General features: G+C 59.3%; 20 protein-coding genes. 7 read left to right on the top strand and 13 right to left on the bottom strand.

The window, feature by feature from the left end; translation table 11 throughout:
• Positions 1 to 40: 40 nt before the first annotated feature.
• The 8 genes from ileS to ACR0AP_RS12995 all read right to left on the bottom strand — a co-directional run bounded on the left by ileS (position 41) and on the right by ACR0AP_RS12995 (position 11,401).
• Complete coding sequence (gene ileS / locus ACR0AP_RS12960) at positions 41 to 2,953, bottom strand: isoleucine--tRNA ligase (protein ID WP_480507056.1); 2,913 nt, start codon at positions 2,951 to 2,953, stop codon at positions 41 to 43.
• 164 nt (positions 2,954 to 3,117) lie between these two features.
• Entirely contained in the window at positions 3,118 to 5,826 is a 2,709-nt protein-coding gene (locus tag ACR0AP_RS12965; RefSeq protein ID WP_480507057.1) for a DUF2339 domain-containing protein, read from the bottom strand.
• 80 nt (positions 5,827 to 5,906) lie between these two features.
• Positions 5,907 to 6,386 (bottom strand): DUF2269 family protein, encoded by a 480-nt coding sequence (locus ACR0AP_RS12970; protein WP_480507130.1) that lies wholly within the window; start codon positions 6,384 to 6,386, stop codon positions 5,907 to 5,909.
• Positions 6,386 to 7,702, bottom strand: a complete 1,317-nt coding sequence (locus tag ACR0AP_RS12975) for an SDR family oxidoreductase (protein ID WP_480507058.1) — start codon at positions 7,700 to 7,702, stop codon at positions 6,386 to 6,388. The genes ACR0AP_RS12970 and ACR0AP_RS12975 overlap by 1 nt, the downstream gene beginning before the upstream one ends.
• A gap of 76 nt (positions 7,703 to 7,778) precedes the next feature.
• Positions 7,779 to 8,489 carry a VIT1/CCC1 transporter family protein gene (locus ACR0AP_RS12980; RefSeq protein ID WP_267367744.1) on the bottom strand — a complete coding sequence of 237 codons (711 nt, stop codon included), beginning with the start codon at positions 8,487 to 8,489 and terminating at the stop codon, positions 7,779 to 7,781.
• Between the two features lie 62 nt (positions 8,490 to 8,551).
• Entirely contained in the window at positions 8,552 to 9,541 is a 990-nt protein-coding gene (locus ACR0AP_RS12985; protein WP_480507059.1) for a YcjF family protein, read from the bottom strand.
• Positions 9,534 to 9,989, bottom strand: coding sequence for a GNAT family N-acetyltransferase (locus ACR0AP_RS12990; RefSeq protein ID WP_480507060.1), 456 nt, complete (start codon positions 9,987 to 9,989; stop codon positions 9,534 to 9,536). Before ACR0AP_RS12990 ends, ACR0AP_RS12985 begins: the two co-directional genes overlap by 8 nt.
• A complete protein-coding gene (locus tag ACR0AP_RS12995; protein ID WP_480507061.1) occupies positions 9,986 to 11,401 on the bottom strand; it encodes a YcjX family GTP-binding protein in 1,416 nt (471 codons plus the stop codon). Before ACR0AP_RS12995 ends, ACR0AP_RS12990 begins: the two co-directional genes overlap by 4 nt.
• A 107-nt stretch (positions 11,402 to 11,508) precedes the next feature.
• Here ACR0AP_RS12995 and truA point away from each other — a divergent pair, with 107 nt between their 5' ends.
• Positions 11,509 to 12,276 carry a tRNA pseudouridine(38-40) synthase TruA gene (gene truA, locus ACR0AP_RS13000; RefSeq protein ID WP_480507062.1) on the top strand — a complete coding sequence of 256 codons (768 nt, stop codon included), beginning with the start codon at positions 11,509 to 11,511 and terminating at the stop codon, positions 12,274 to 12,276.
• Between the two features lies 1 nt (position 12,277).
• Here truA and ACR0AP_RS13005 read toward each other — a convergent pair whose 3' ends face one another.
• From ACR0AP_RS13005 to ACR0AP_RS13015, 3 genes are read right to left on the bottom strand one after another with little or no spacing between them, the layout of a single operon-like run.
• Positions 12,278 to 13,192 (bottom strand): nickel/cobalt transporter, encoded by a 915-nt coding sequence (locus ACR0AP_RS13005; protein WP_480507063.1) that lies wholly within the window; start codon positions 13,190 to 13,192, stop codon positions 12,278 to 12,280.
• The gene (locus tag ACR0AP_RS13010; protein ID WP_480507064.1) at positions 13,177 to 13,851 is read right to left on the bottom strand and encodes a DUF1007 family protein; all 675 of its coding nucleotides are present in this window, start codon (positions 13,849 to 13,851) and stop codon (positions 13,177 to 13,179) included. Before ACR0AP_RS13010 ends, ACR0AP_RS13005 begins: the two co-directional genes overlap by 16 nt.
• A 44-nt stretch (positions 13,852 to 13,895) precedes the next feature.
• A complete protein-coding gene (locus ACR0AP_RS13015; protein ID WP_480507065.1) occupies positions 13,896 to 14,699 on the bottom strand; it encodes a thioesterase family protein in 804 nt (267 codons plus the stop codon).
• Positions 14,700 to 14,930: 231 nt separating this feature from the next.
• Here ACR0AP_RS13015 and ACR0AP_RS13020 point away from each other — a divergent pair, with 231 nt between their 5' ends.
• Positions 14,931 to 15,866, top strand: a complete 936-nt coding sequence (locus tag ACR0AP_RS13020) for a 2-hydroxyacid dehydrogenase (RefSeq protein WP_480488223.1) — start codon at positions 14,931 to 14,933, stop codon at positions 15,864 to 15,866.
• A gap of 15 nt (positions 15,867 to 15,881) precedes the next feature.
• On the opposite strand, the gene ACR0AP_RS13025 is transcribed toward ACR0AP_RS13020, so the two are convergent.
• Positions 15,882 to 16,190 (bottom strand): hypothetical protein, encoded by a 309-nt coding sequence (locus ACR0AP_RS13025; protein ID WP_480507066.1) that lies wholly within the window; start codon positions 16,188 to 16,190, stop codon positions 15,882 to 15,884.
• 224 nt (positions 16,191 to 16,414) lie between these two features.
• On the opposite strand from ACR0AP_RS13025, the gene ACR0AP_RS13030 reads away from it, so the two are divergent.
• The 3 genes from ACR0AP_RS13030 (at position 16,415) to ACR0AP_RS13040 (ending at position 18,723) form a co-directional block, all read left to right on the top strand.
• Positions 16,415 to 17,248, top strand: a complete 834-nt coding sequence (locus tag ACR0AP_RS13030; protein WP_480507067.1) for a bifunctional allantoicase/(S)-ureidoglycine aminohydrolase — start codon at positions 16,415 to 16,417, stop codon at positions 17,246 to 17,248.
• Positions 17,249 to 17,359: 111 nt separating this feature from the next.
• Positions 17,360 to 17,683 carry a hypothetical protein gene (locus tag ACR0AP_RS13035; RefSeq protein WP_267366558.1) on the top strand — a complete coding sequence of 108 codons (324 nt, stop codon included), beginning with the start codon at positions 17,360 to 17,362 and terminating at the stop codon, positions 17,681 to 17,683.
• Positions 17,684 to 17,736: 53 nt separating this feature from the next.
• Positions 17,737 to 18,723: a type I glyceraldehyde-3-phosphate dehydrogenase gene (locus tag ACR0AP_RS13040; protein ID WP_480507068.1), complete on the top strand. Its 987-nt coding sequence runs from the start codon at positions 17,737 to 17,739 to the stop codon at positions 18,721 to 18,723.
• Between the two features lie 36 nt (positions 18,724 to 18,759).
• Here the strand turns inward: ACR0AP_RS13040 and ACR0AP_RS13045 are convergent, their stop codons facing one another.
• Positions 18,760 to 19,695 carry a LysR family transcriptional regulator gene (locus ACR0AP_RS13045; protein ID WP_480507069.1) on the bottom strand — a complete coding sequence of 312 codons (936 nt, stop codon included), beginning with the start codon at positions 19,693 to 19,695 and terminating at the stop codon, positions 18,760 to 18,762.
• 329 nt (positions 19,696 to 20,024) lie between these two features.
• Here ACR0AP_RS13045 and ACR0AP_RS13050 point away from each other — a divergent pair, with 329 nt between their 5' ends.
• Positions 20,025 to 21,830: an autotransporter assembly complex protein TamA gene (locus ACR0AP_RS13050; RefSeq protein WP_480507070.1), complete on the top strand. Its 1,806-nt coding sequence runs from the start codon at positions 20,025 to 20,027 to the stop codon at positions 21,828 to 21,830.
• 38 nt (positions 21,831 to 21,868) lie between these two features.
• Positions 21,869 to 25,915, top strand: coding sequence for a translocation/assembly module TamB domain-containing protein (locus tag ACR0AP_RS13055; RefSeq protein WP_480507071.1), 4,047 nt, complete (start codon positions 21,869 to 21,871; stop codon positions 25,913 to 25,915).
• Position 25,916: the final 1 nt, after the last annotated feature.

Raw genomic sequence — 25,916 nt, forward strand, 5'->3', positions numbered from 1 at the left:
CGAAAAACGCCCCCTCGAAGGATCGAGAGGGCGGTTTCAATCAGCTTAGCGCCTCATCGCAGCGTCGGCAAACTCCGACATGGGCGTGGCGGCCCACGTCCGGAAGGATTTTCCAACAGCGCTGACATTTCTCGCCTTCGGCCTTCTCGAACACGACGGCAATGCCTTCGATTTCGGGTACGCGGAATGCTTCGGCCGGGGCCGGGTCGCCGGTCACGGTCAGGCCTGACGTGATGCACAGATCGTCCACGTCAAAGGTCGCCAGCAGATCAAGGGTTTCACTGTCCTCAACATGCACAATCGGTGCCGCTTCAAGGCTGGAGCCGATCACCTTGTCCTGCCGCTGGATCTCAAGCGCAGCTGTCACTGCACGGCGTACACGGCGCACTTTGGCAACGGCCTCTTCCAGTTCGGCGAAACGCCAATCCGCAGGCGTTTCCGGGAAGTCGACCAAGTGGATTGAGCTATCGTCGCCCGGAAAGCGCTCCAGCCAGACCTCTTCCATAGTGAAAACCAGAACCGGCGCCAGCCACGTGGTCAGACGATGGAACAGGATATCCAACACCGTCCGCGCAGCACGACGGCGCGGCGTGTCGCCGTCACAATAAAGAGCATCCTTGCGAACGTCGAAATAGAAGGACGACAGATCAACCGTGGCAAAGGTAAAGACCGCGCTGAATACGCCCTGGAAATCGAAAGACGCATAACCCTTGCGCACCTGCTCATCCAATTCCGCCAGCCGGCTGAGCACCCAGCGTTCCAGACGCGGCATATCCTCGGGCGCAACCCGATCCGCCTCGGTGAAATCCGCCAGCGAGCCCAGCATGAACCGCATGGTGTTGCGCAGACGGCGATAGCTGTCGGCAGTGCCTTTCAGGATCTCCGGCCCGATCCGTTGATCGGCGGTATAGTCGGTCTGAGCCACCCAAAGGCGCAGGATATCGGCGCCGTACTGCTTGACGACCTCTTCCGGTACGATGGTGTTACCCAGCGATTTGGACATCTTGTTGCCCTTGGCATCCAGCGTGAAGCCGTGGGTGACGACATTCCGATATGGCGCACGGCCCTTGGTACCGCAAGCCTGCAGCATGGACGAATGGAACCAACCACGGTGCTGGTCGGTGCCTTCCATGTAGACGTCGGCGATGCCGTCCTCGGTCCCATCTTCGCGGTCGCGCAAAACAAAGGCGTGAGTGGAACCAGAATCGAACCACACATCCAGCACGTCAAACACCTGATCGTAGTCATCGGGGTTGGCGATGCCGTCGAGGATTTTCTCTTTGAACCCGTCGGTGTACCAGATATCCGCGCCATCTTTCTCAAACGCCGCCTTGATGCGCGCGTTCAGGTCTGCGTTGCGCAGCAGGTAATCCGCGTCGGTGGGCAAGGCACCTTTCTTGGTGAAACAGGTCAGCGGCACGCCCCAGGCACGCTGGCGCGACAGAACCCAGTCCGGACGCGCTTCGATCATCGAATAGAGGCGGTTGCGCCCCGTCTGCGGCGTCCATTTGACCAGTTCGTCGATCGAGCGCAGGGCACGTTCGCGGATGCTGTCGCCCATCTCACCCATGCCGTCATCCAGGTTGCGGTCAACGGATGCAAACCACTGCGGCGTGTTGCGGTAGATGATCGGAGCCTTGGAGCGCCACGAATGCGGATAGCTGTGCTTGATCTTGCCGCGCGCCAGCAGCCCGCCAACCTCGGCCAGCTTGTCGATGACAGCTTTGTTCGCGTCACCCTCACCACCCTTGCGGGACAGGATGTATTTGCCACCAAAGAACGGCAGATCAGCGCGGAACGAACCATCATCCATCACGTTGTAAGTGATGACCTGCTCCAACATGCCCAAATCGCGGTAGAGTTCGAATTCCTCCATACCATGTGACGGTGCACAGTGAACAAAGCCGGTCCCTTCGGTATCGGTCACAAACTCAGCAGCGCGAAAATCGCGGATGTCGTCCCATTCGCCATTGCCTCCTTCGGCACCGGCCAGCGGGTGAGATAAACTAAGGCTTTCCAGTTCTTCTGCGGTCACGTCTCGCACGCGAGTCCACTGATCATCGTTCAAACGGGCACGACCCAATACATCTGCAGCCAGATTGTCAGCCAGCAGGAACTTGTCGCCAATATTAGCCCAACACTCGTCCGGCACGCCGGTGACTTCGTACAGGCCGTAGGAGATGTCTTTGCCATACACGACCGCCTTGTTCGACGGCATAGTCCAGGGAGTGGTGGTCCAGATTACGACGAACGCATCATCCAGATCACCCGCGTTCACGACCTTGAACTTCACCCAGATGGTAAAGCTTTCCTTGTCGTGATACTCGACCTCGGCCTCGGCCAGCGCTGTCTTCTCGATGGGCGACCACATCACGGGTTTCGAGCCCTGATACAGCGTGCCGTTCATCAGGAATTTCATGAACTCGTCGGCAATTACGGCCTCGGCATGGAAGTCCATCGTGATGTAGGGATCAGGCCAGTTGCCGGTGATGCCCAGGCGCTTGAACTCTTCCCGCTGGATGTCGATCCAGCCTTCGGCGAACTTGCGGCATTCCTGACGGAAATCGACGATGTTCACCTCGTCCTTGTTCTTGCCCTTCTTGCGGTACTGTTCTTCGATCTTCCATTCGATCGGCAGGCCGTGGCAGTCCCAACCGGGCACGTAACGCGCGTCAAAGCCCATCATCTGATGGGAACGCACGATCATGTCCTTGATCGTCTTGTTCAGCGCGTGGCCGATATGCAGGTGGCCGTTCGCATAGGGGGGGCCGTCGTGCAGAGTAAAGGGTTTGCGCCCCGTTTTCTCGCGCAGGCGGTCATAGACACCGATGGTCTCCCACCGCTCCAGCCATGCGGGTTCGCGTGCAGGCAGGCCCGCGCGCATGGGAAAATCGGTTTTGGGCAGGTTCAGCGTGTCTTTATAGTCAGGTGTTTGGGTCGTGTCGGCGCACATTTTGAGCGTCCTTTGGATGATCTGGTCGTACTAGGATCGAAGCGGTCGGTGCGAATTCTCAAACACCTTTGCCCGGCGTCTCAGAGGGTCAGAGCGCCGGGGATATAATTCGAATAATGATGGCCGTCCGGTCATACATGGCCGCGCTTATAAGACGCCTGCCTTCAATGGTCCAGAGGTTCCGGCCCATGCGGCGAATGGCGCAGCTTGGCCCAGCGATTCAACCATGCCAGACCGGCCAGCCCAAGCCCCAGCGCCAGCAGTGAGAACACGCGGATCAGCCCGCCCAGACCAGCAATATCGATCAGAAAGACCTTGGCCACAGCCAGCCCTATCACCACCAGCCCCGCCTTGCGCATCGCATCCGAACCACGTGCCAGAGATTGGTAGAACAGCGCCGCCCCGACCAGCAGCAGAACAAGGGTATATGTATAAAGCTCGGGCTGCGTGACGCCGTTGCCTTCAAACATGCCTGCTGCGCCCTGCCAGAAATGGCGGATGGTCAACCCGAACCACACGGCAACCAACGCACCCGCAATGGCATAGCTTGCCAGCCTGATCTGCTTTGGCATGTCCCTGATCCGCCATGCCGAGAATCCGATGGTCAGTGCAGGCACCAGATAGGCAAGGACAAGAGTGTTCAGAACCGGTGGGCCAAGCACCGGGTCGGCGTTGGGGTTCAGAAGCGGGTTTTGGTCGGTCAAAGCCAGGGTCAGTCGGAACACGCCATGACCGGCAAAGAACGCCGCCAACACGTACCGTGCATAATTCAGTTTGCCACCCAGCCCAAACCTCTGAACCTGAGCGAAGGCCAGCAGCAGCCAGATGACCGCCAGCAGGCCAAGACCCCAATGGCTGTTGTCGGCCCCGCCTTCTCCGAAACCTTCAAGCCACCGCAGTAGCAACAGGGACAGCAGGATGCCGCCCGTCGCCCATGCCGCGCTTTCCAGCAACAGTGCTGCAACCGGCCGCTGCAAGGGACGCAACAGCCACCAGCCAGCCACGAAACCCAACGTGGCCGCACCATAGACCATCGCCATTTCGGGCACCGGGGCCGCATTGGCCCAGTCCAGACCCGGGTCAAGCACCAAGCGCACCGTGACCGTAAAGACACCGGCCCAGATAAACCAACTCATCTGCGGCAAGGTGAACCTGCGATCCAAGGCTGCTGCTGCGACGATGCTGGCCACCAGCGCAATCGTCAGCGCGGCCGAGCTGAGCACGATGACGCAAGCAAAGACCAGACAAGACAACGCCGACAACGTGGCCAGAGCAGCCCGCATCCGGTCGTCGCCATCGGCGCGACCAAAACTCCCGGCCAGAACCACCATCAGAATTGCCAGGACAATCGCGTGCAGGGCCCAGGCGTACGCACCGATAACCGTGGCAGGACGCCAGCCCAATTCCAAAGCGATGGCCAGCGCCGGTGCAAGAATTACAGCGCCCCCGGCCCAGATTGCACGATACTGGTTTGCCCTGAATGACCGCCATGCCATCAAAATCGACATGAGCGCGCCCAAAGCAACCAGCGCGGTGGCTGCCATCGGAAAGTCGGCCTCGGGCGTCTCGGCATAGGTGTCGGTGAAACTGCGAAGAACTACTCCGTATTCCAGCCCGTGAGAGGCCACAAAAAACACAAGGCCCGCCGCAGGCAGGACGGTCAGATCCTGTAACGCAGGCGCATCCTTGGCGCACAAAAGCAGCGCCAGAAGCAGGACGGACAGCAGGCAGACACCCAACCAGAATTCAGCCGCTGAGTCTGCCCAATGCCAGGACAGGATCGCGGCACTGGCCGCAATAGCTCCGGCGGCGAGCCGAGTTGGAAACTCGGGCCACGGGCGGGTTCCGGGGTTGCGGATCACCTGAGACATCATGCGCCCTGCATGATCGGGCCAAACGCGCCGCACCGGAATGGCCGTCGCCAGAAGTGCGAGCACTGTTGTCGCGACCAGATATCCCGGTTCCGTATACGGAGCGCCACTGACCAAAAGCAGGTTTGCCGCATATATCCCGACCAACGTCAGAACCGAAATCCACGCCCAGCGCCGCACCGTGTCGATACCCAGCCCCAAAACGGCAACCAAGAGAAAATAGGCATAGAGCCACGATGGATCGTCAGATGCGCCTCCAACCAGAAAGGGTGCTGCAAAAGCTCCGATCAGTCCAACCGCAGCCAGCAGCGGGCCGTGGAACCACCCCAGAACAAGCCCAACAAGCGCGACAACGACCATCCCTGCCAATGCCGTCTCGGCCCCGATCAAGCCATAGAGCTGCCGCGCAGACAGGATTGCCCCAAACAAGGTGACAAGGCCGGCCCCGGAAAAGACCGATGGCAAATAGGCAGTGGCCACCGCTTCGTCATCCCCGAACCTGCGGCGCAGAACCTCGCCCCCGACAATCAAAGCCGAGCCGAAACCAAGCGCGGCGAAAACGCGGACCGTCGGAGGTAACAATCCGTTCTCAACGCCATATTGCACGAGGAAAATTCCGGCCAATGCCAGCGACAGGGCCGAGACCGCGTAAAACCAGTTCTCACGCAGCCACGCGCCCAGCGCAGCAAACCTGTCATGGCGAAATACAATTGCAGGAGTAGCGGCGTCGGTGTCTACATCTTCGGCGCTTTCGTCTTCCTGTCGCTTTGGCGCGGCCCACGGCCCCGGGCTGTGAACCTGTTCCTCTGCCACAGGTTGCGGTGAAGGTGCCTCCTGTTCCGGTTGAAGCGATGCCGGTACATCGCCCGACACCAACGCATTGATCTGCGCTTCCAGTTGTTCGACACGGCGACGCAATCGGGAATGTCCGACCAGAAGTGCAATCAATGTCACCGGGATGGCCAGAACAACCAGGCCAATAAGAACAAGCAGCGTTTCCAACCGAGTCTCTCCGATCCGTAATTTCGGCCAAGCTATCTTGTGCTGTCGGTCAGCAACAGTCAGGAAAGCCGTGAGAAAGTCTAAAGCACAGAAATCGCCGGGCGAGCGATCATCAGCCAAAGGATGGTCAAAACCGCCAGAAACGCCGGAACCCCGCAGGCGAACCAGAACCGAAACAAGCGGTAATACTCCGGTGGCAGTTGCGTTCCCTGCTCTGCCGCCGTTCGCGCGTGGTCCCGCAACCGGATTTGGACCCAAACCACCGGCAACCAGAACAGGCCCGTCAAAACATAAAGCACCAGAGACAACACAATCCATCCTTCGCCCAATTGCCACCCGATCTGCCAGGCAAGCAGCGCTCCGGTCACTGGTTGCAGGATGACAGCAGTCGTGGTGAACAGAAGGTCGGCAAGCACCACGATACCCGCCGTATGGGCGATGACGCGCGGGTCGTTTGTCCGGTGCGCCATCAGCATGAAAAAGGCGATCCCTGCCCCTGTTCCCAGCAGCACACATGCACCGATGACATGCAGCCATCGCAAGATCAGTTCAGGGTCCATCATCGGCTCTCAAACAAGGGCAACGCCACAAGCGACAGGATCATCGCGGGCAGGATTTTCACCAGCGGCCCCAGCGGGTCCAACCACAAGTCCGGCATCGTGACCGAAGCGGCAATCAGGTAGAATATGGCCACAGTCAACTGCGCCATACATGCCCGCGCCGCCCATCGGCGCCACAGGATGGCCAGACCAAGTGCTATGTCGATCAGGGACCAGAACACAACGCTGGTCACCGCCAAGGCGGATGACCACCCCGCTTCGACCAGCATACCAGAAGCCGTAGACAAACCCGCCAGCCCAAACAGGCCCGACAGCAACCAGAACAGGCTGAGTGTTGCAACGATCAGCGGCATCAACAGCGTCATCCGCGCGGTCAACCGATGCTCGCGCGCGCAAGGCAGCATGGCATAAACCTCAGGCAAGGCGGCATTTCCGCGCCCGGCCGCTGCACGATAGGGGCCAGGGTCGCCGATCACGCCATCCGCCATGACCGTCATCGCCGTGCTGCGCAGCGGAGACCGCCAACCCAACAGGGCCAGACAATCCGCCATGGCCGCAACGGCTTTTGTCAGGACAGGCGGCAGGACCAGATGGAAGCGCGCAGCGGGAAACCCCAGCCACTGCCGCGTGCAGCGCACCACGTCCGACAAACTATGCGGGGTATCCTCGACCAGATCGTAGTTACCCTGAGGTAGGCGACTGGCAACGGCAGCAATCACCACGTCACACAGATCGGGCATCCCGATGCATTGAACGGGTGTATCGGGGTAAGCCAGCGGTTGAACAAAAGGAACAGACGCCAGCATTCGCAGCAACGCCGTTCCCCCATAATCCGTTTGCCCGATAACAAGCCCCGGCTTTAGGATCCAAAGTGTTACGCCCGATGCGCGCAAAGCGGCATCTCCGCGTGCCTTGCTGCGCAGGAAATGCGTGCTGGCGTCCGGCTCTGCTCCGATGGCCGAAATCTGAACAACGCTTATGCCACCTGCCGCGCAGGCCCCTGCAAGGGCTGCGACCGCCATATGGTGCACCGCTTCAAGGTTGTCCTGCGCGTTATCCTGCAAAGCCCCTGCGCAATTCACCACGACATCGACGTCTGCCAGCAGGTCCTGCCAATCGTCCTTGTGCAACAGATCGCGCATATCGCCCTGTTTCAGAAAAACCCCCGGCAGGACCTTTGCCCCTTGGGCAAGATTGCGCCCCATGCCCTGAACTGTGGCACCCGCGGCCGACAATGCCCGCGTGACGGCGGTGCCGATGAACCCATAAGCACCCAGAACCAATACGTTCTTTCCAGAAAGCTCGTGATCTGCCATCGGCCTTTGCACCTGTTTTGCGCCACTCTACCTATCCGGGAAGTTTTGACCAGTCGCGACCACCGTGCTGCGACATTTATGGATGGAACAGAGACCCGACGAGATACGCGATCAGTGCCGCCAGACCACCGATCAACAGCGTTTCGATACCTGACCGCCACCAGGGCGCCAACGACCACCGGCTTTTGAACGCACCAATCGCAAAGAAGACCCCCATCGTCATCCAGACCGACATCTCAAAAGCGTTCTCCACCGATGCCAAAAACGGCAACAGCGGGATCATTCCGGCCACAAGGAACGCGAAAAACGTGGCCAACGCGGCTTTCATCGGATGCGGGTCGACACTGCCCAGCCCATATTCACCCTCGATCATCAGGTTGACCCAATGTTCGTGGCTCGACGTGATCGCGGCGGTGGCTTCGTTCAGAATTTCCCCTGACAACCCTTTTTGCGACAGAATTTCACGGACCTCCTCGCGCTCGCCGTCGGGGTAGAGTGCGATGTGGCGTTCCTCGATCGCCCGAATGCGCCGTATGTTGTCCAGTTCGGCCTTAGTCCCCGAGTAATTGCCTGCGGCCATTGAAAACCCGTCCGCCAGAACGTTTGCCAAACCAAGTGCCACGATAACAAACGGGGATAGGCCCGCGCCCGCGACACCGGCGACAATGGCAAACGTGGTGACGGAACCATCAATGCCGCCATACACAACGTCGCGCAACACACCGCGCCCGGGCGGAGCGTTGATCCGGTCGGCGATTTCCTGCGGACTGTGACCGTGATCCGTCATGGTTTGCTCCTATTGTTCACTGGCAGGGTGCAGAAGGGTGTGGTCTGACGCTTTGCTCGGGATCAACCCTTGGAGAACAGACCCTGCAAGGCACGTTTAATGATGCCTCGCGTGGAAGGTTTGTGGCGTTTTGAGAATGGCAGCGGGCGGCAGACCTCCATCGCGGCCACGCCCACTCGGGCGCTGAGCGCACCGTTGACCAGACCTTCTCCGAACCGTCGGGACAATTTGCTGAGAACGGATCCGCCCAGAACAGGTTCCAGCAGATCGTCACCAACGGCCACCGCCCCAGTTGCGACCAGTTGCACAAAGACGGCACGGGTCAGACGCCAGCTTCCCAACGTGCCAGCCCGCCCCCCGTAGATTTCCGCAATGCGACGGATCATCCGCAGGGACGCGGCCAGTGCCGTTACAACATCCGCCAGTGCCAGAGGGACCAGAGCGGTCACGGTGGCAACCTGCCGTGCTGCGGCCTCAACCTCACGGCTGGCGGCGGCGTCGAGCGGGGCCAACAGCTCATCCTCGGCAAGGTTTAAAAGCGCCTCGGCATCGAACTGTTCATCCATACGCTCGGACAATCGCTCGCGACCCCAGCGGGTATCCTCGCGCCCTTTGTAGAATGCGATAATCCGGTGTGTGACGGCCCGCGCCTGAGCCAGGTTTTCATCAGCCAGTGCAGTATCTGCAGCACGGCGCATCCCATCAACACGGGACAACCGCCCCAAAGCCGCGAGCTCGCGCAGCGCGATGATCACCACCACCAGAACCAATGCAGCCAACAGTCCGGCAACGATCCAACCCAGAACGGGCGTCCGCGCCACCAGAGAGGTTGCAAAATCCCAGGCGGCCACCGATATGGCCGCCCCGACTACGGAAAGCGCAAGCCCCCAGAACCAGCGCGCAAGGGCCGAGGGTTTGCGGGCCGCCAGTCGGGCCGCGCTTTGCATCGCCTGCCCCTGAGGCGGCACAGTATCCGGCACCGGTTTTGCCTGCGCGACATCAGCAGCGGGTTCATCATCGTCAAGATCGATCAGAACCGGACCTTTAGCCATTTGTCGTATCCCTGCTGTGCCAGACAAACCTTATGTCCGGCAGGTTTTCATCGTTTTCTGCCCCATCGCTGCGCGCCACCTCGACAAAGCCGTTTCGCTCATAGAACCGACAGGCACGGGAATTATCCTGAAACGCGTATAAGCCCAGCCGCCGCTGGCATGATTTCGCGTGATCCAGCAATTGCTGACCAATCCCCTGCCCCCGAGCTTGCGCATCCAGATAAAGTGAATGGATTTCACCCCCATTCAGAGCCATAAACCCTACCACGCCTGTCTCGGCCTCGGCCACAGTGACCCAGTCCTGATCAATCATCCGGCCGCAAAAGGCGATGGTTTCAGCACAGCTGTGCAATTTGGGTATCCAGTCGTTTTCCAAAGCAAAGCCGTGCAGGATCGTACCGATTGTGCCGGCATCTGTGGTGTGTGCGGGACGCAGCGTCGCGATCACAATCTGTCTCCGATCAGGAACTGCGCCGCACGATCCAGTCGAATATGCGGGGGGCCGTCACCAGGTTTCAGGGTTAGTATTGCCGGGGCAAAAGCCATGAACCCATAGTCTTCGTTCAACCAGCTCTCCGCCCCATTTCGCGCCGGACCCAACAGATGCGCTGGATCCTCGGGCAATTGTCCGGGATAAAAAGCAGCCTGTTTGCCGCTGTCCAACAAAGTGCCACGCACGCATGGCAGTTCGGTTCCGCCATGGCTGCGTATCTCTTCGGTCGTTGCACGCAGCGAGGCCAGAGACAGGGCCGCAGTTCGGGCCCCGGCGAAATTCGCACGATCGCGTGCCTCGCGCGTCAAAGCTTCGATAATCGCGGTCAGGCGGGGATGCTGCGTGTGGTGCAGGTGGTCCGCTTTTGTCGCTGCAAACAGGATGCGCTCGACCTTTTTGCCCAACAAAAGCTGGCTCAGCCATGCGTTCCGTCCCGGACGAAAAGCCGACAGGATCTCAGCCATCGCGCGGCGCATATCTTCAACGGCCTGAGGACCTTTGTGAATTGCGCCCAGCGCGTCAATCAGAACCACCTGCCGGTCAATCCGCGAGAAGTGATCCCGAAAAAACGGTTTCACGACCTGAGATTTATAAGCTTCGAAGCGACGTTCCATCTCGCGCTGAAGAGTCCTGCGCCGCGACGGGCCAGTGATTGCCAACGGTGCAAAGGTCAGAACCGGAGATCCCGCCAGATCACCCGGCAGAAGGAAACGTCCCGGCGTACAGTCGTAAAACCCGGCATCGCGCGCTGCGTTGAGATAGGCGGTGAACGACGCGGCCAGAGCTTGTGCGGCAGGTTCGTCGTGCCCTACCGACGGGTCTGTATTTTGGACCAGCGCCAGATACGCGGCAGCCTCCGCACGGGTCTCGATCCGTGCCAGAGTTTCCTGAGACCAGTCTGCGTAAGATTTGTCCAGCAAGGCCAGATCCAGCAGCCATTCGCCGGGGTAATCGACGATATCCAAATGGACCGTGCGCGGCCCCTGCAGCCCGGCAAGCAGCCCGGCGGGACGGGCCTTGAAGGACAAACGCAATTCAGACACCGCACGCGTGCTGTCTGGCCAGTGCGGTGTCGGTCCCGTCAGGGCAGACAAGTGCGATTCATAATCGAACCGGGGCACAGTGTCATCCGGCTGGGGTTGCAGAAAGGCGGCATTGATCCGCCCCTCCTGCTGCGCAACAAGCCCGGTCATACGGCCCCGATCCAACAGATTGGCAACCAACGAAGTGATGAATACTGTTTTGCCGGATCGTGCCAGCCCGGTGACACCCAAACGGATGACCGGCTCGAAAAATGTCTCGGACACGCTGTCGCTGATACTTTCGACGCCACGTGCAAGACTGTCTGCCAGTGAAGAGATGACCAATCCGCCGCCCCGCAATTTTCCTTTTGCCCAAGATAGGTAGCGGTTGCGACACATACCAGCGCTTTCGCCCCCTTGCCCGATCCTGCGCCGCGCTGTACCAGCGGCACATGCCCAGATACGCGTTGAAAATCGAATACCAGGGGGAACCCTTTGCCGGATGGCAGCGGCAAAAGGATCAGCCGTCGGTGCAAGGTGCCATCGAACAGGCCCTGTCCCGCATTCAACCGGGTACGCATACGATTGCTGCAGCGGGGCGCACGGACGCCGGCGTTCACGCCCTGGGACAGGTTGCCCATTGCGACTTGGCAAAGGAATGGGACCCGTTCCGCCTGTCTGAGGCGCTGAACTATCACCTCAAGCCTCTCCCAGTGGCCATCGTAAAGGCCGCCCCCGTGACCGAGGATTGGCACGCGCGGTTTTCAGCGGTTGAACGGCAATATCTGTTCCGCATCCTGATGCGCCGAGCGCCCGCAACCCACGACCGGGGACAGGTCTGGCAGATTAGCCACCAGCTGAATGTCGACGCCATGCAGGAAGGCGCAAACATGCTGCTGGGTCGGCATGATTTCACTACGTTCCGGTCGTCGATCTGTCAGGCGGCCAGCCCGGTCAAAACCCTTGATGAACTGCGCGTTGAACGGGTGGAGGGCTTTTCCGGCCCCGAGGTTCATTTCCACGTGCGCGCCCGGTCGTTCCTGCACAATCAGGTACGCAGTTTCGTCGGAACGTTGGAACGTGTGGGCGCCGGAGCGTGGACCCCGGAAGATGTGCGTGAGGCTTTGGAAGCCGCCGACCGCGCTGCCTGCGGGCCGGTGTGTCCGCCGCACGGGCTGTATCTGGCGCGGGTCGGATATCCGGACCCGGTGTTCGACTGATCTAAACCGCGCGCAGAAGCAACCCGCCTGCAATCACCGCAATGACAAGTCCCGCCACCAGTTCGATGGAGGGTGCCAGAACCGACGCAAAGCGCGTGGCCGAAGCCGAAGCCAGCAGCCCGCCGCGCAGACCAAAAGACGTCCACCCGACCAGCGTAGTCACAGTCGCCGTGCCAAGCGCCATGGCGAAAGCACCCGCGATCCCTACCATGGCGATGCCCATTTGCCACGTCAGGATCAGTACAAACAAGGCACCGGTACAAGGCCGCGCTGCTATGCCTGCGATCAGGATCAGGGCTTCGCGCAACGTGCCCACATTTGCGACCTCGTCCGCGGTTGGACCATGACGATGACCGCACTCCGCACAGGCTCCCTCATCATGATGGTGCCGATGGGTGTGATCGTTAGAGACATGCTTTTTTTGCTGTCGTGCGAAATTGCGCACAGCCCGTACAACCAGCCAAAGCCCAATCAACGCAATGGCCCCGTAGCTGATCGGAGCCATCACCTGTTCGGTCGTCCCAACTAGGCTTTCGCGGGACATCTGAAAGACCAGTACCCCCGCGTAGACCAGCACAACCGCCGTCACCGCCTGACCAAGGCTGGACAATACACTGATCGCCGACAACCGCCAGAAGGCGACACGCCGACCCAAACCGTAGCCCCCTATCAAAACCTTCCCGTGGCCCGGACCCACAGCATGAAAGAACCCGTAGGCGAAACAGACGGTCAGAAGCGTGGCCACCGCCTGAGGCTGTTCCGCGCGCGCGGCACGCAGGGACCGTGCGATCTGGTTCTGAAAGTCCCGCTGCTCTCCGGCAGCCCAACCTGCCAGACTGTCAAACCCACCGCTGCCCCAGAACCAAAGCAGCAAACCAAAGGCCAGAGCGACCGGAACAATCAGGAAACGGGACATGAAACAAGGATCTCAGTCGCAAAGCTCTCACCAACCAAGGGAATATCGTTTTCCTCAAGGTCGTAATCCGCGTCCAGTGTCAACAGAAACGCCTGCATCTGTGCAAGCTGCCCATCTGTGTCGGGTTCGTTACGATCCATCTGGCATAAAGCTGGGCCTGTCACAGTTACAGGGCGCGTTATCTCATAGGCCGTATAGAAGGACTCATCAAATGCCTTGGCGGAAAGCCCTGTGGCAAGTATTGCGTCGCCTTCGACCACCCGCAAATGGGTGGTTACAATCCGCCCGTCTTCCGTTGTCGCACTGGGCTCCATTGGACCGGACAGAGCCACCAGTGCGCCGTCTTTGGTGAGCACGAGGTCGCCGTTGTACCCCTCGACCCATTGCATATCGAACCCGCTCAGACGTTTTTCTTCGTTTTCCGTCAGAATGCCGTCAGCATCCTGATCCAGATTCATGTCTTCCAGAACAAGCAGAGAGTAGAATTCGTCATATGCCCACGTCACCCGGATATGGGTCAGGTGACCGGCCTCGTCCACGATGAACTCCAGCCCGGTGTCGATAAAGACATGCGGGTGAGGCAGGGCCGGGATCGGCAGGCAACAGGTCATGACGGTGAAGAGCCAGCGCATATGCGCAAGATAGGTCTGACGGGACACGGTGACAACGGCCTTAACACTCTCACGCGAAAACCAGCCGACTTTCAGACTGGTGGGAACAGCACCAGTGTTTGCAGGGCCGTCCCTACAGGGCCATGCGTGTCGAAAAGCACGGACTGAGACATGCCGATGCCCGTAGGTTGCCAATGTGAAACCGAACTGGACGCCAGCCAATCTGACACTGGTTCGCGGTGGATATTCACGGTCAGATCGGTGTTCATGAACCCCATCTCCGACGTCGGAGCATTCCACGAGATACCATTGCCGCAATCCGCCAACGGGCACAGTGCCTGAATGGGCGACTGATCTTCGCCGCTCAACAGCTTTGGGGTGCGCATCCAGACCGTTTTGGGTCCGGCCCCCTGTTTGCCGTCTATGGGATAAAGGATGTCACTGTAGTGGGCAAACCCCTTCAAATCGTGACGAATCTCGCCGATTGGAAAAGGACCTTCTACCGCGTCTTCCAACTGTGGCGCGCTGGTTTCGACGTTTGCCACCACGCCCAGATCGCGCCGCACCAGATGCATGGTGGTGGCCGTGGCGCAGAGTGTGTCATCCAGATCATGCACCGTAACCCGTGTGGTCGCCAGCGTCTTGGTATGGCGCGTGGTTTCTGCGGCAACCCGCAACCCGGCCAAGGGCAGAGGGCGCAACAGGTCAACTGTCAGGCGGGTCAGCATCTTTTCGGGGCCAACCTCAGTTTCCGCTGCCCGCACTATCAACCCGCTGACCGGCCCTGCGTGGCAATGATCGGCAGACCACGGACCGCGTGCAGGATCATGTCCTACAAACGCCCCATCCTCGCGCTGATGAAAATAGGTCTGATCCGTGAAGTCGAGCCCTGCCATCAGTCCCCTCTGGTCATTCGCTGCGTTGTGTGCCTCGGCTCACTCATACCGGTAACCGGTTGCGAAGTAACGTGGTTTCCCTTGCACGAGGTGAGTGGTATCTTCACGAAACTGTCCTTTTCGGGTTATGAAACCGGGCTGTACTTTTAGGCACGAGGATGGCTTAACAGACCTGATCCTGTCCACCGCTGTGACGGGACGTCACCACATCACATCCAAGTGGGGTCGCATATGGCGTTGTTGATTGAAACCGGGTTGTCGGACTGGATTGGGGATGAGGAAATCGCCACCTCACTACAAGCCTTAGCGCCCGGTGCAGACATCCGCACACCCGGAACGCTGGGCGACCCCAACGACATTACGATGCTTGCAGTGGTCAGCATGCAAAGCAATCACCCGGCGAAGTTGCCCAACCTGAAACTGGTTCAGAAGCTGGGGGCCGGGGTTGAGACCATAGTTGGCCATCCGGACCTGCCTCCGCATATCCGTGTAGCGCGATTGAAGCCAGACGCGCCTGCGCAGGGCATTGCCGAATGGTTTCTGGCCTATATTCTGCGCGCTCAGCGCCATATGGTTTTTCACGAGGCATCCCAGAGCCGCGCCGAATGGTTGCCGCGCGCACCTATCTTCACACCTGATACGGTTGTGGGCGTTCTGGGTCTGGGCCATATAGGGGCCCGCACTGCCCGCATGTTACATGCCGTCGGGTTTCAGGTCATGGGCTGGAGCCGCTCACCAAAGTCCATCGATGGTGTCACCTGCCTGCATGGGCAAGACGCGCTGCCTCGGCTATTGGGGCAATGTGATCACGTCTGTGCCATCCTTCCTTCGACGCCGCAAACCGCGGGTTTGTTTGACGCACAGACGCTGGCCGCGATGAAGCCGGGCAGTCAGTTGCTGAACGCCGGACGCGGAAACCTGATTGACGAGGCGGCGCTGATCGCGGCGCTGGATAACGGCTCACCGGGCCATGCCGTGTTGGACGTCACGTCACAGGAACCGCTGCCAAAAGACAGTCCCTTGTGGCGGCACCCTTCTGTGACGATCACACCGCATGTCTCGGGCTGGTATCTGGGGGACGCACTGTCGGATGTGGCTGAGAACTACCATAGGCTCAGGTCCGGCGATCCCCTGTTGCACGAAGTCAGTCGCGATCTGGGGTACTGATAACCAAGTCAGAGATCAGGGCGTCAGGATCCAGTTTCCGTTACCGTCATTGCACCGGCGGGTTCTGATCTCGCGGCTTTGATCGCTGCCTTCCGGCTGGATGACATGCTGAAGGCCGACGCAGTTGCCCTGAACGTTTTGCACCCGGATCGTTCCTTTTGAGCCGGTCTCGTCGTTTTGCCAGAACCGTTCCTGCCCTACGGAGGGCGTGCCATTGTTCAAAAGGGCATTCGAGGTTTCACTGACCACTTCAAAGTCTGCCGGGGACAGCCCCATCTCAGCTATGATTCGGGAGAGTGACTTGGCGCCGGCGGAACCGGTCATCAATAGGGCGCCACACGCGGCAATGACGGGTAAAAACTGGGCTTTCATTGTGGCCTCACAGAACTGAAATCATTTACGACCAAGGATATACCTCTGTTTCAGCAGGGCCAAGCCCCGGGGTGCCGACCTTCAAAATATCCCGAACAAACCTATCGCGTGTCAGGACCTAATAGCGCCGCGCCTTTGTCCCCATAGTGCCATTCAAACGATCCCGAGGCACACAAATGACCCATCCGACCTACTTCGCCCCGACCGGCGGCCACCCCGGCCAGAACCAGTTGCTGACCGACCGCGCCATGTTCACAGACGCGTATGCGGTCATTCCCAAAGGTACGATGCGCGACATTGTCACCAGCTATCTGCCGTTCTGGGAAGGAACACGCCTGTGGGTTCTTTCACGCCCGCTCAGCGGATTTGCCGAAACGTTCTCGCAATACATCATGGAAGTGCAGCCCGGCGGCGGCAGCGATCAGCCAGAGACAGACGCGCAAGCACAGGCAGTGCTTTTTGTCGTCGAAGGAACAGTCACTTTGACGCTGAACTCGGAAAACCATGTGTTGGAGACAGGCGGATACGCCTATATCCCCGCCGGCAGCGACTGGACATTGCGGAACACTGGCCAGACGGCAGCCCGGTTCCACTGGGTCCGCAAAGCCTATGAGGCCGTTCCCGGGTTGTCCGCGCCAGACCCGATCATCACCAACGAACGCGATGTGACGCCTGTCGAAATGCCGGGCACAGACGGCCGATGGTCCACCACGCGGTTCGCTGACCCGCAGGACCTGCGCCATGACATGCATGTGAACATCGTCAATTTCGAACCGGGCGGGGTCATTCCCTTCGCCGAAACCCATGTGATGGAACACGGGCTTTATGTTTTGGAAGGGAAAGCGGTCTATCGCCTCAATCAGGATTGGGTCGAAGTTGAGGCCGGAGACTACATGTGGCTACGCGCTTTTTGCCCGCAAGCCTGTTACGCAGGGGGGCCGGGCCGGTTCAGGTATCTGCTTTACAAGGACGTCAACCGGCATATGCCCCTGTCCCTGTCGCGCCGCTAAACGCTGGGCTGGCTGGAAATCGCAGTGATCTTTTGCCCCGGGGCTTCACACAAGGGTCGGAATTTGCTGAAATCCAGGTAACTTCTTGTTTTGAGCATTGGAGATTTGTCCATGAAACTGCGCCTTGCCCTGATAGCCGTTGCCACACTCTCTACCTCTGCAATCCTGCACACCGCACCCGCCATTGCGGGGGAAGAGACCAAATCCGTCTTCGTCATGAGCCGCAACTGGGCTGTGACACAGGTCGCAGACGAACCGGTCATTTATCGCGCCACACGCGACAACAACAACCTGAACCCATTCGGCCCGCCCCCACGCCTTCGGACAACGCAAGCTATTGCTGCCATTCAACAAGCGACGGGCTGCAAGGTGATCTTCAACAGCATGTACCAGAATATCTCGGGTCAGTTCTTTTCTCAGGTCAGGTGCAAGTAAGCTGTTGCTGATCAGGCATTGAGATCGACCCGACGCCCTGCCATAGCTTGCGCATGAAACTCGCGATAAACGGATTCGGCCGCATTGGCCGCACGATCCTGCGGCAGGTTCTGGCCCTGCCCAAAGGGTCGGATATCGAGCTGGTGCTGATCAATGACATCGCGCCGCTGGAGACCTGTGCTTACCTGTTCAAATACGACAGCACCTTCGGCCCCTATCCCGGCGATGTGTCACAGGGCGATGCTACGCTGATCGTGGATGGACGCTCTGTTCCTATGACCCACAGTGCCGATCTGACACGCGTTGACTTGTCTGGCGTAGACGTAATGCTGGATTGTACTGGGGTCGCGCGCACATCCGACGTGGCGCGTCGCGGGTTATCTGCGGGCGCCAGCAAGGTCCTGATCTCGGGCCCTTCACCTGCGGCCGACTTAACCGTCGTTTTGGGGGCGAACGAAGATCAGTTGGGCAGCGCCCGGATCGTATCGAACGCCTCCTGCACAACCAATGGGCTGGCACCACTGGTCAAAGTGCTGGACCACATTGGCGGTGTTTTGTCAGGCCATATGACAACTATCCATTGCTATACCAACAGCCAACCCATGGTTGACGCCCCGCGCGGCGACCTTGCCCGGTCGCGGGCTGGTGCGCTGTCCATGGTTCCGACAACGTCCAGCGCCACACACTTGATCGACGTGGTCCTTCCACATCTGGCCGGGCGCATCTCGGGCGCCGCAGTTCGCGTCCCGACAGCCAGCGTTTCGGCGGTCGACCTCGTGGTCACGTTGGAACGCGGCATGAGGGCCGAGGATTTTGATCACGCTATGCGTCAGGCTATTGTCGCGTCACCGGTTTTGGGTTGGACAGATATGCCGCTGGTCTCGTCCGATCTGCGGGCGCGCCCGGAATCGCTGGTCATTGCCGGGCCGGAAACCCGCATGGTCGGTGAAAATCAGGTGCGCGTTTTCGGCTGGTACGACAACGAATGGGGCTTTTCGGCCCGCATGCTGGACGTGGCTCGCCTGATGGCCGCGCCGTGACCGGACTTACCTTCGTATACCCCGTCGGGTCGGTGTCTATGGTTTAGGCCCCGCGACAGGGTATTCTGTAACACGGACCACCTTACTGATCCGTTCAATCATGAAATCCATGAACAGGCGTGCCTTTGGATCCTGATGGCGCCGATGCGTGTATAGGCAGGCCATCTGAACTGAAACAGGCGGAGTTTCCGTCGCAACCGGTACGAGGCGGCCGGATTTCAGATGCTCGGCCACCTCGAAAACCGGCTTCATTGCAATGCCTTGACCGGACAACGCCCAATCCGTCAGAACATCCCCATCATCACATTCGAACCGCCCGGATACGGCAAATCGTTTCGGACCATCGGGTGTGACCAGCATCCACTGAAACTCGGTCGCACCCGGAAAGCGCAGGTTCAGGCATTCATGCTTGTCGGCAATCAGGTCAGCCCCGGTCTTAGGCATACCGCGCCGCGCCACATAGTCTGGCGCAGTGCACAGTACACGCTGGCAGTCGGCAATCTTGCGAATACGCAACGTGCTGTCTTCGGGCTGGCCAATGAAAAACGCCAGATCCAGACCTTCCGTCGTCAGATCAACCGAGCGATCCGTCAGGCGCAACCGGACATCAATCTCGGGGTATTCCGCAAGAAACTCGGGCACATGTGGAGCCAGCAATCGCCTCCCCACCCCCAGTGGAGACGCCACGAACAACGACCCGCGCGGTGCCTCGGTCAGATGTGTGACCTGAGCCTCGGCCTCGTCCACCGCATCCAGAACCGCCACCGCACCGGGATAGAATGCCTTTCCCTGCTCTGTCGGGGACAGGTTGCGTGTGGTGCGCTGGAACAGACGTACACTCAGATGGTCCTCAAGCTGCGATATTCGCGCCGATGTCACCGCTGGCGAAATCCTAAGATCCCGCCCGGCCGCAGACATGCTGCCCAGATCGTAAACCCTGACAAAGGTTCGGATGTTGTCGAGATAGGACATTTTTTCGGTTTTTTTTGATACCCGTTGGCAATATACTGGGAATACCGAAGAACCGCCCGTTTGCCTAGTGAATTGCACTGGCCAAGACCAAAGGCCGGCCCGGACATTTGTTGCATACGGTTGACTATCGCCTGCAACGCGGCAATTCCAGTCTGCCAATCTAGATGCGCAATACGATGTGTCGGCACAAACCGGGACAATTTGACCAAAATTACCCGATCCCGCGTTTATCCCTTTTCCCAATAGCATTCAGATGTTCTAACCTGACACTATAAGACCGTCCGTGACACGGTAGCTGAGATTTGGAACTGGGACAATTGGGGCAATTCATGCAAGGGCGCACGCCGCAAGGCCGTTTGAAGTTCTGGCTGAGTGCCATTGTCATTTCACTGACCCCGACTGCTCTGATGGCGCTGGAAACCTCTCTGACGGCGCCGGGCGCTTCGAAGGAACTGGTTGAACGCCTGAAAAAGACATCATCGGTTACAACAGCGAAAGAGCGGGGCTTGGATACGCCACTTGAGATCCTGTCTGCCGCCTTGTCGGATTACCGCACGCTTGTACAGATCTTGTATGATGAAGGGTATTTCAGCCCGGTTGTCAGCATCAAGCTTGACGGGCAGGAAGCCGCTGAGTTGAGCTCTTTGACTGTGCCAACACAGATCAACAGGGCCGCAATTACCGTTGAAACCGGACCAAGCTTCAAATTCGGCACGGCCATTGTTCAGCCCCTGGCGTCTGGCACCGTTCTGCCCGAAGGTTTCGCCCCCGGCAAGTTGGCAACGACCGGAGCCATTCAAAAAGCAGGCTCGAACGGTGTGCAGGGGTGGCGGAATGCGGGCCATGCAAAAGCGAAAATTGAGGATCAGACCATTATCGCCCGCCACGCGCAGGCCCGTCTGGATGCGCAGATTGATCTGGACCCGGGGCGCAGGTTGACGTTTGGCAGAATGTTCATCAAGGGCGACACGGATGTGCGCCACCGGTCCATCGAAAAAATCGCCGGTTTCCCAAGCGGAGAAGTTTACTCACCAGAAAAAATCCAGAAGGTTGGAACACGTTTACGCCGCACCGGCACGTTCAACGTCGTGTCATTGCAGGAACATGAGACAGCAAACCCCGACGGCACACTGGATTTCGACGCCACATTCGAAGACCTGCCAAAGCGTCAGCTGACCTTTGGGCTCGAGCTGGCCTCGCGCGACGGTGTCGATGTGACCGCCACCTGGATGCATCGCAACATGTTCAAACGCGCGGAGCGTCTGCGGTTTGAAGCCGCGATACGAAATATCGGTGGTTCCGAAGATCTTGATGGGCGGATCGGATTGCGCCTGGATCAGCCCGATCGTCTGGGTCCGGACGACAATACTTTCTGGAACGCGTTGCTGGAGCGCCGCAACACCGAAAACTACAATGTTTCGGTTGCGTCTGTGGCATATGGTGCGCGCCGCACATTCTCGGACACGCTGTATGCCGAAGCCTCGGCTGGATTACAGTGGTCAGATGCTGACGACGCCTATGGAAATGGCCGAAAGTTTAGGTACTTTATCCTGCCCTTCCGCTCGGAATGGGATGAGCGCGACAGCAAAGTCAGCGCCACGCGCGGCTTTTATCTGGATACCGAAGTCATGCCTTTCGTTGGCTTTTCCGGCACCGATACAGGCATTCGCCTGTTTGTCGACGGGCGGGTCTATACCAGCCTTGGAACCGGCGGCAGGGTGGTGCTGGCCGGGCGGGCGCAGCTTGGATCGGTCATTGGCCCACCTGCGAGTGGCGTTACACCTGATTTTCTGTTCTTTTCCGGTGGCGCGGGAACCGTGCGCGGGCAACCCTATGAAAGCCTTGGCATCCCTGTCGGGACCGGTGTCGCAGGCGGCAAATCGTTCCTTGGACTTTCAGGTGAAATCCGGGGCAAGGTGACAGAGTCCCTGTCGCTGGTCGGGTTTTACGACTACGGTGTCGTCGATACCTCTTCCTTCATAGGAAGTGGCGCGGAAGATCATGCAGGGGCTGGTATCGGCGTAAGATATGATCTGGGCGGTTTCGGACCCCTGCGGTTTGACCTGGCCTTCCCGGTAAGCGGGTCCAGCGGCGACGGTCTGCAGTTCTATATCGGGATCGGGCAAGCGTTTTGAGACGGTACCTTTCATACCCTCTGCTGATTGGCACGCTGATGCTTGTGCCAGTAGCCGGCCCCGCGCAGGAGGACGAAGGCGGCAGCATGATCGAGCGGTTCCTACAGGACACTCTGTCGGGCGACGATCAGAATGTTACCGTCAAGGGCCTGCAAGGCGCACTGAGTTCACGCGCCACCATTGCCGAGATCACGGTGGCTGATGATGAAGGGGTCTGGCTGACCATCCGGGAAGCGGAACTGGATTGGAACCGGTTGGCGCTGATCCGCGGGCGGTTCTCGGTAAACGCGCTGACCGCGCAGGAAATCGACGTCGCCCGCGCACCGGGCACCACGACCAAGGACACACCGTCCCCTTCTGCCGAGACTCAGGCTTTTCAACTGCCTGAACTGCCCGTGGCCATCGAAATCGGCGAAATCCGTATTGGCGAACTGGCATTGGGCAAACCATTGATCGGTGTCGCGGCGGAACTGGCCGTCAATGGCAACCTGTCGCTGGCCGACGGCACGTTGGACACCAAACTGGACATCACCCGACTGGATCGGGCCGGTGATGAAATCTCTTTGGCTGCGGGCTTTCGGAACTCCGACAGCCAGATCGATCTTGACCTTCAGGTCACCGAAGCTGCGGGGGGTCTGATCTCGACCGCCTTGAAAATGCCGGACAGCCCTCCGATCGGATTGACCGCAAAAGGGTCCGGGCCGGTGACAGATTTTACGGCCGATATCGGCCTGAGCAGTGATGGGCAGCCACGAGTGACCGGGCAGGTTCGTTTGCGTTCTGCCCCAACAGCCGCGGCTAGCGCGGAGGAGGGCATCGCCTTTACCGCAGATCTGGGCGGTGACCTGACGCCCTTTGTCGCCGAGAATATGGATACGTTTTTCGGCCCCAAAACGCAGTTGATCGTGGATGGGCGTACCCTGCCTGAAGGAGCATTGGATATCAGTGATCTGGAACTCAGTTCTCAGGCACTGAACCTGAAAGGGGCGCTGCAACTGGCGCCGGGCGGTCGGCTGCAACTGGCGGCCCTGCAAGGGCGCATTACGCCGCCAGAGGGGCAAAGCGTCGTCCTTCCGTTATCAGGTGGCGACACATCGATAGAGGCTGCTCAGGTCTCTGCGTTGTTTGATGAGAAAAACGGCAATCTCTGGGATCTGAGCCTGACCGCAAACGCCATAAAATCCGACACCCTGAACCTGCAACGCGCGCAGATTACGGCGCAAGGGACCTTGGAACAGGGTGACGTTTTGCGGATCGACGGTGATTTGCAGGCAGCTTTGGATGGTATCGACCTGGCTGACGATGCCCTGAACACCGCCGTTGGCGACCGCATTACGCTGGACGGTACGTTCCAGTATGGCAGGGATCAGACGTTGAACCTGTCCGGGGTCGAGATGGTCGGCTCGGACTACGAACTGGGCGTTGACGCCGAGATCAGCGGCTTGTCCAGTGGTTTGGCCGTCAATGGTGCCGCGACATTGCAGGCGACCGATCTGGCACGGTTCTCGGGCCTGGCGCAAATGGAGTTGGGCGGTCAGGCCTCTGCCCGGCTGACGGGCCAGGGTTCACCGCTTGAAGGCAGCTTCGATGGCAAGCTTGAGGTCGAGGGGCGCGATCTTTCCACAGGGCGCGACGACATTGACCCGGTGATCCGGGGCAACACAACAATCGCGCTGGACGCCAAACGCGGAGCAGATGGCGTAACAATCCGTAATTTTACTCTGATCGGCGACACTCTGCGCGCGCAGGCTGATGGCACGGTTACCACCCCTGACGGCAACGTGACGATTGACGGGCAAGCAACAGTCAACGCACGTGATCTTTCCGTGTTCTCGGGCCTCGCCAAACGTGAGCTTGGCGGTGCGGTACAGGCGAAACTGGACGGCAAAGGCACTGTTCAGACGCTCGAATTTGATGGCACCGCCAGCGTGATGAGCCGGGATATCAAAACGGGCCTGCCCGAGATTGACCCGCTGTTGGTCGGTCGGACCGAGATCACATTCGATGGCGCGCTGAGCCAGAAGCAGATTGAAATCCGCGACGCGGTGATCAAAGGTCCAGCCCTTGTGGCAAGCGCCACTGCAACAATTGACGATCCGACGGATGCACTGGCCGTGGACGGAAAGGTTAGTCTGAACGTCCCGGACCTGTCACCTTTTTCAGGCCTTGCCGGGCGAGATATTGCAGGCTCGGTCATAGCGGACGTCGCTGGCAAAGGTACGGTTGGCAGCAGGGTATTTGACGTCAAAGGCAACTTGGCTGCCGATGACATCAAGTCCGGCATCAACGCGGTTGACACCCTGATCCCGGGGCGAACGAACCTGACCGTGGATGCGGTGAACGACGAGGCCGGTCTGAACATTCGCACATTCCAACTGATCGGCACCGCCCTTTCTGCGGATGCATCCGGCAAACTGGATCGCGATGCGGGCGGAGTGACCTTTTCCGCAGCACTGGATGATCTGGGGCGGCTGTCAAAATCACTCTCCGGGCCTCTGAAACTGGACGGCAACGTCGCTCCGACACAGTCCGGGCTCGAAGGAACCGCTCACTTGCTTGGGCCAGAGAGTTCTTATGCCAAAGTGGCCGGTACGGTGGACACAAATGGATCCGCCGATCTGGACTTTGATGCCAAGTTCAACCGCATCGAAAGGTTTGTGCCAGAGTTTCCCGGCACCCTTACCGCTGCGGGCAATGCAAAGCGGGACAGTGGCGTTTGGACCATCGACGCCAAGGCACAAGGTCCCGCGGACATCGTCAGCACTGTTGCAGGAACATTTGATGAAACCAGCAGCAATGCTGATATTTCTGCGCAGGGTGGCGTAAACCTGGGGATTGCGAATGCCTTTATTACACCCAGAAAAATTGAAGGATCCGCGCGTTTTGATCTGGCCCTCAAAGGCCCGGCTGATCTGGCGTCCCTAAGCGGGTCGATTACCACCTCGGGAACATCCCTAGCACTTCCCGGCGCGGGTCAGACCATCACCGGGATCAACGGACAGGTGGATCTGGCGCAAAGCCGTGCAACCATCAAACTGAACGGCGGTGTGCGGGCCGGTGGTGGCTTTACCGTAAATGGACCTGTCGATCTGACGCCCCCGTTCAACGCGCAGATCACGACAACAATCGACAACCTCGTCCTGACCGATCGGCTTTTGTATGAGACGACTTTGAATGGCCAGATTGCCATGACCGGCGCCTTAGCCGGGAACAGTTCGCTGGCCGGGCAGATCACCTTTGGTGAGACCAATATCAACCTCGCTGCGGCTTCGGGGGCTGTAGGTGCCGCACCAATCCCCGAGATACAGCATGTCAACGAAAGCGGTGCCAGTTTCATCACGCGCGAGCGCGCAGGTCTGGTGGCTACCGAAGACAAGGGCCAACGCACATCCAGAATAGCGCTGGACATCAACTTGCTGGCGCCCAAAGCCGTGTTCGTACGGGGGCGCGGTGTAAATGCCGAGCTGGGTGGCCGGATTTCCATTGGTGGCACCACGACCTCGGTTGTCCCGTCAGGTCAGGTTGAATTGATCCGTGGTAATTTCGATATTCTGGGCCGCAGGCTAGCCCTCACCAAAGGTATCGTGACCCTACAGGGTGACTTGACGCCCTACATCGAATTTGAATCCTCCGCCAGCACCTCGGACGGAACCGCGACCATCGAAATCGCAGGGCCGCTTGATTCACCGGAGGTCAACGTGTTTTCCGATCCCGAACGCCCGGCGGAAGAGGCACTGGCGATGCTGCTCTTTGGGAACAGGTTCTCGGAAATCTCGCCGTTCCTGATTGCGCAGATGGCCGCATCGCTGGCGCAACTCAGCGGTGCTGGCGGGGACGCGACCAAGGGACTACGTGATTCTACCGGTGTTGATACGATTGATGTCGGTGCGTCAGAAGGTGGCGCGGGCCGACTGGGCGCTGGGGCCTATCTGGGTGAAAACCTCTATACCGACTTTACCGTCAATACCGAAGGCAATACCGAGGTGAACCTGAACCTTGATGTCACCGACAATTTCTCGGTCAAGGGCACGGTTGACGGTCGTGGCGAAACGGGCATCGGAGTGTTCTTTTCAAAGGACTATTAGA

It is taken from the genome of Ruegeria sp. AF7 (genome assembly GCF_056541885.1).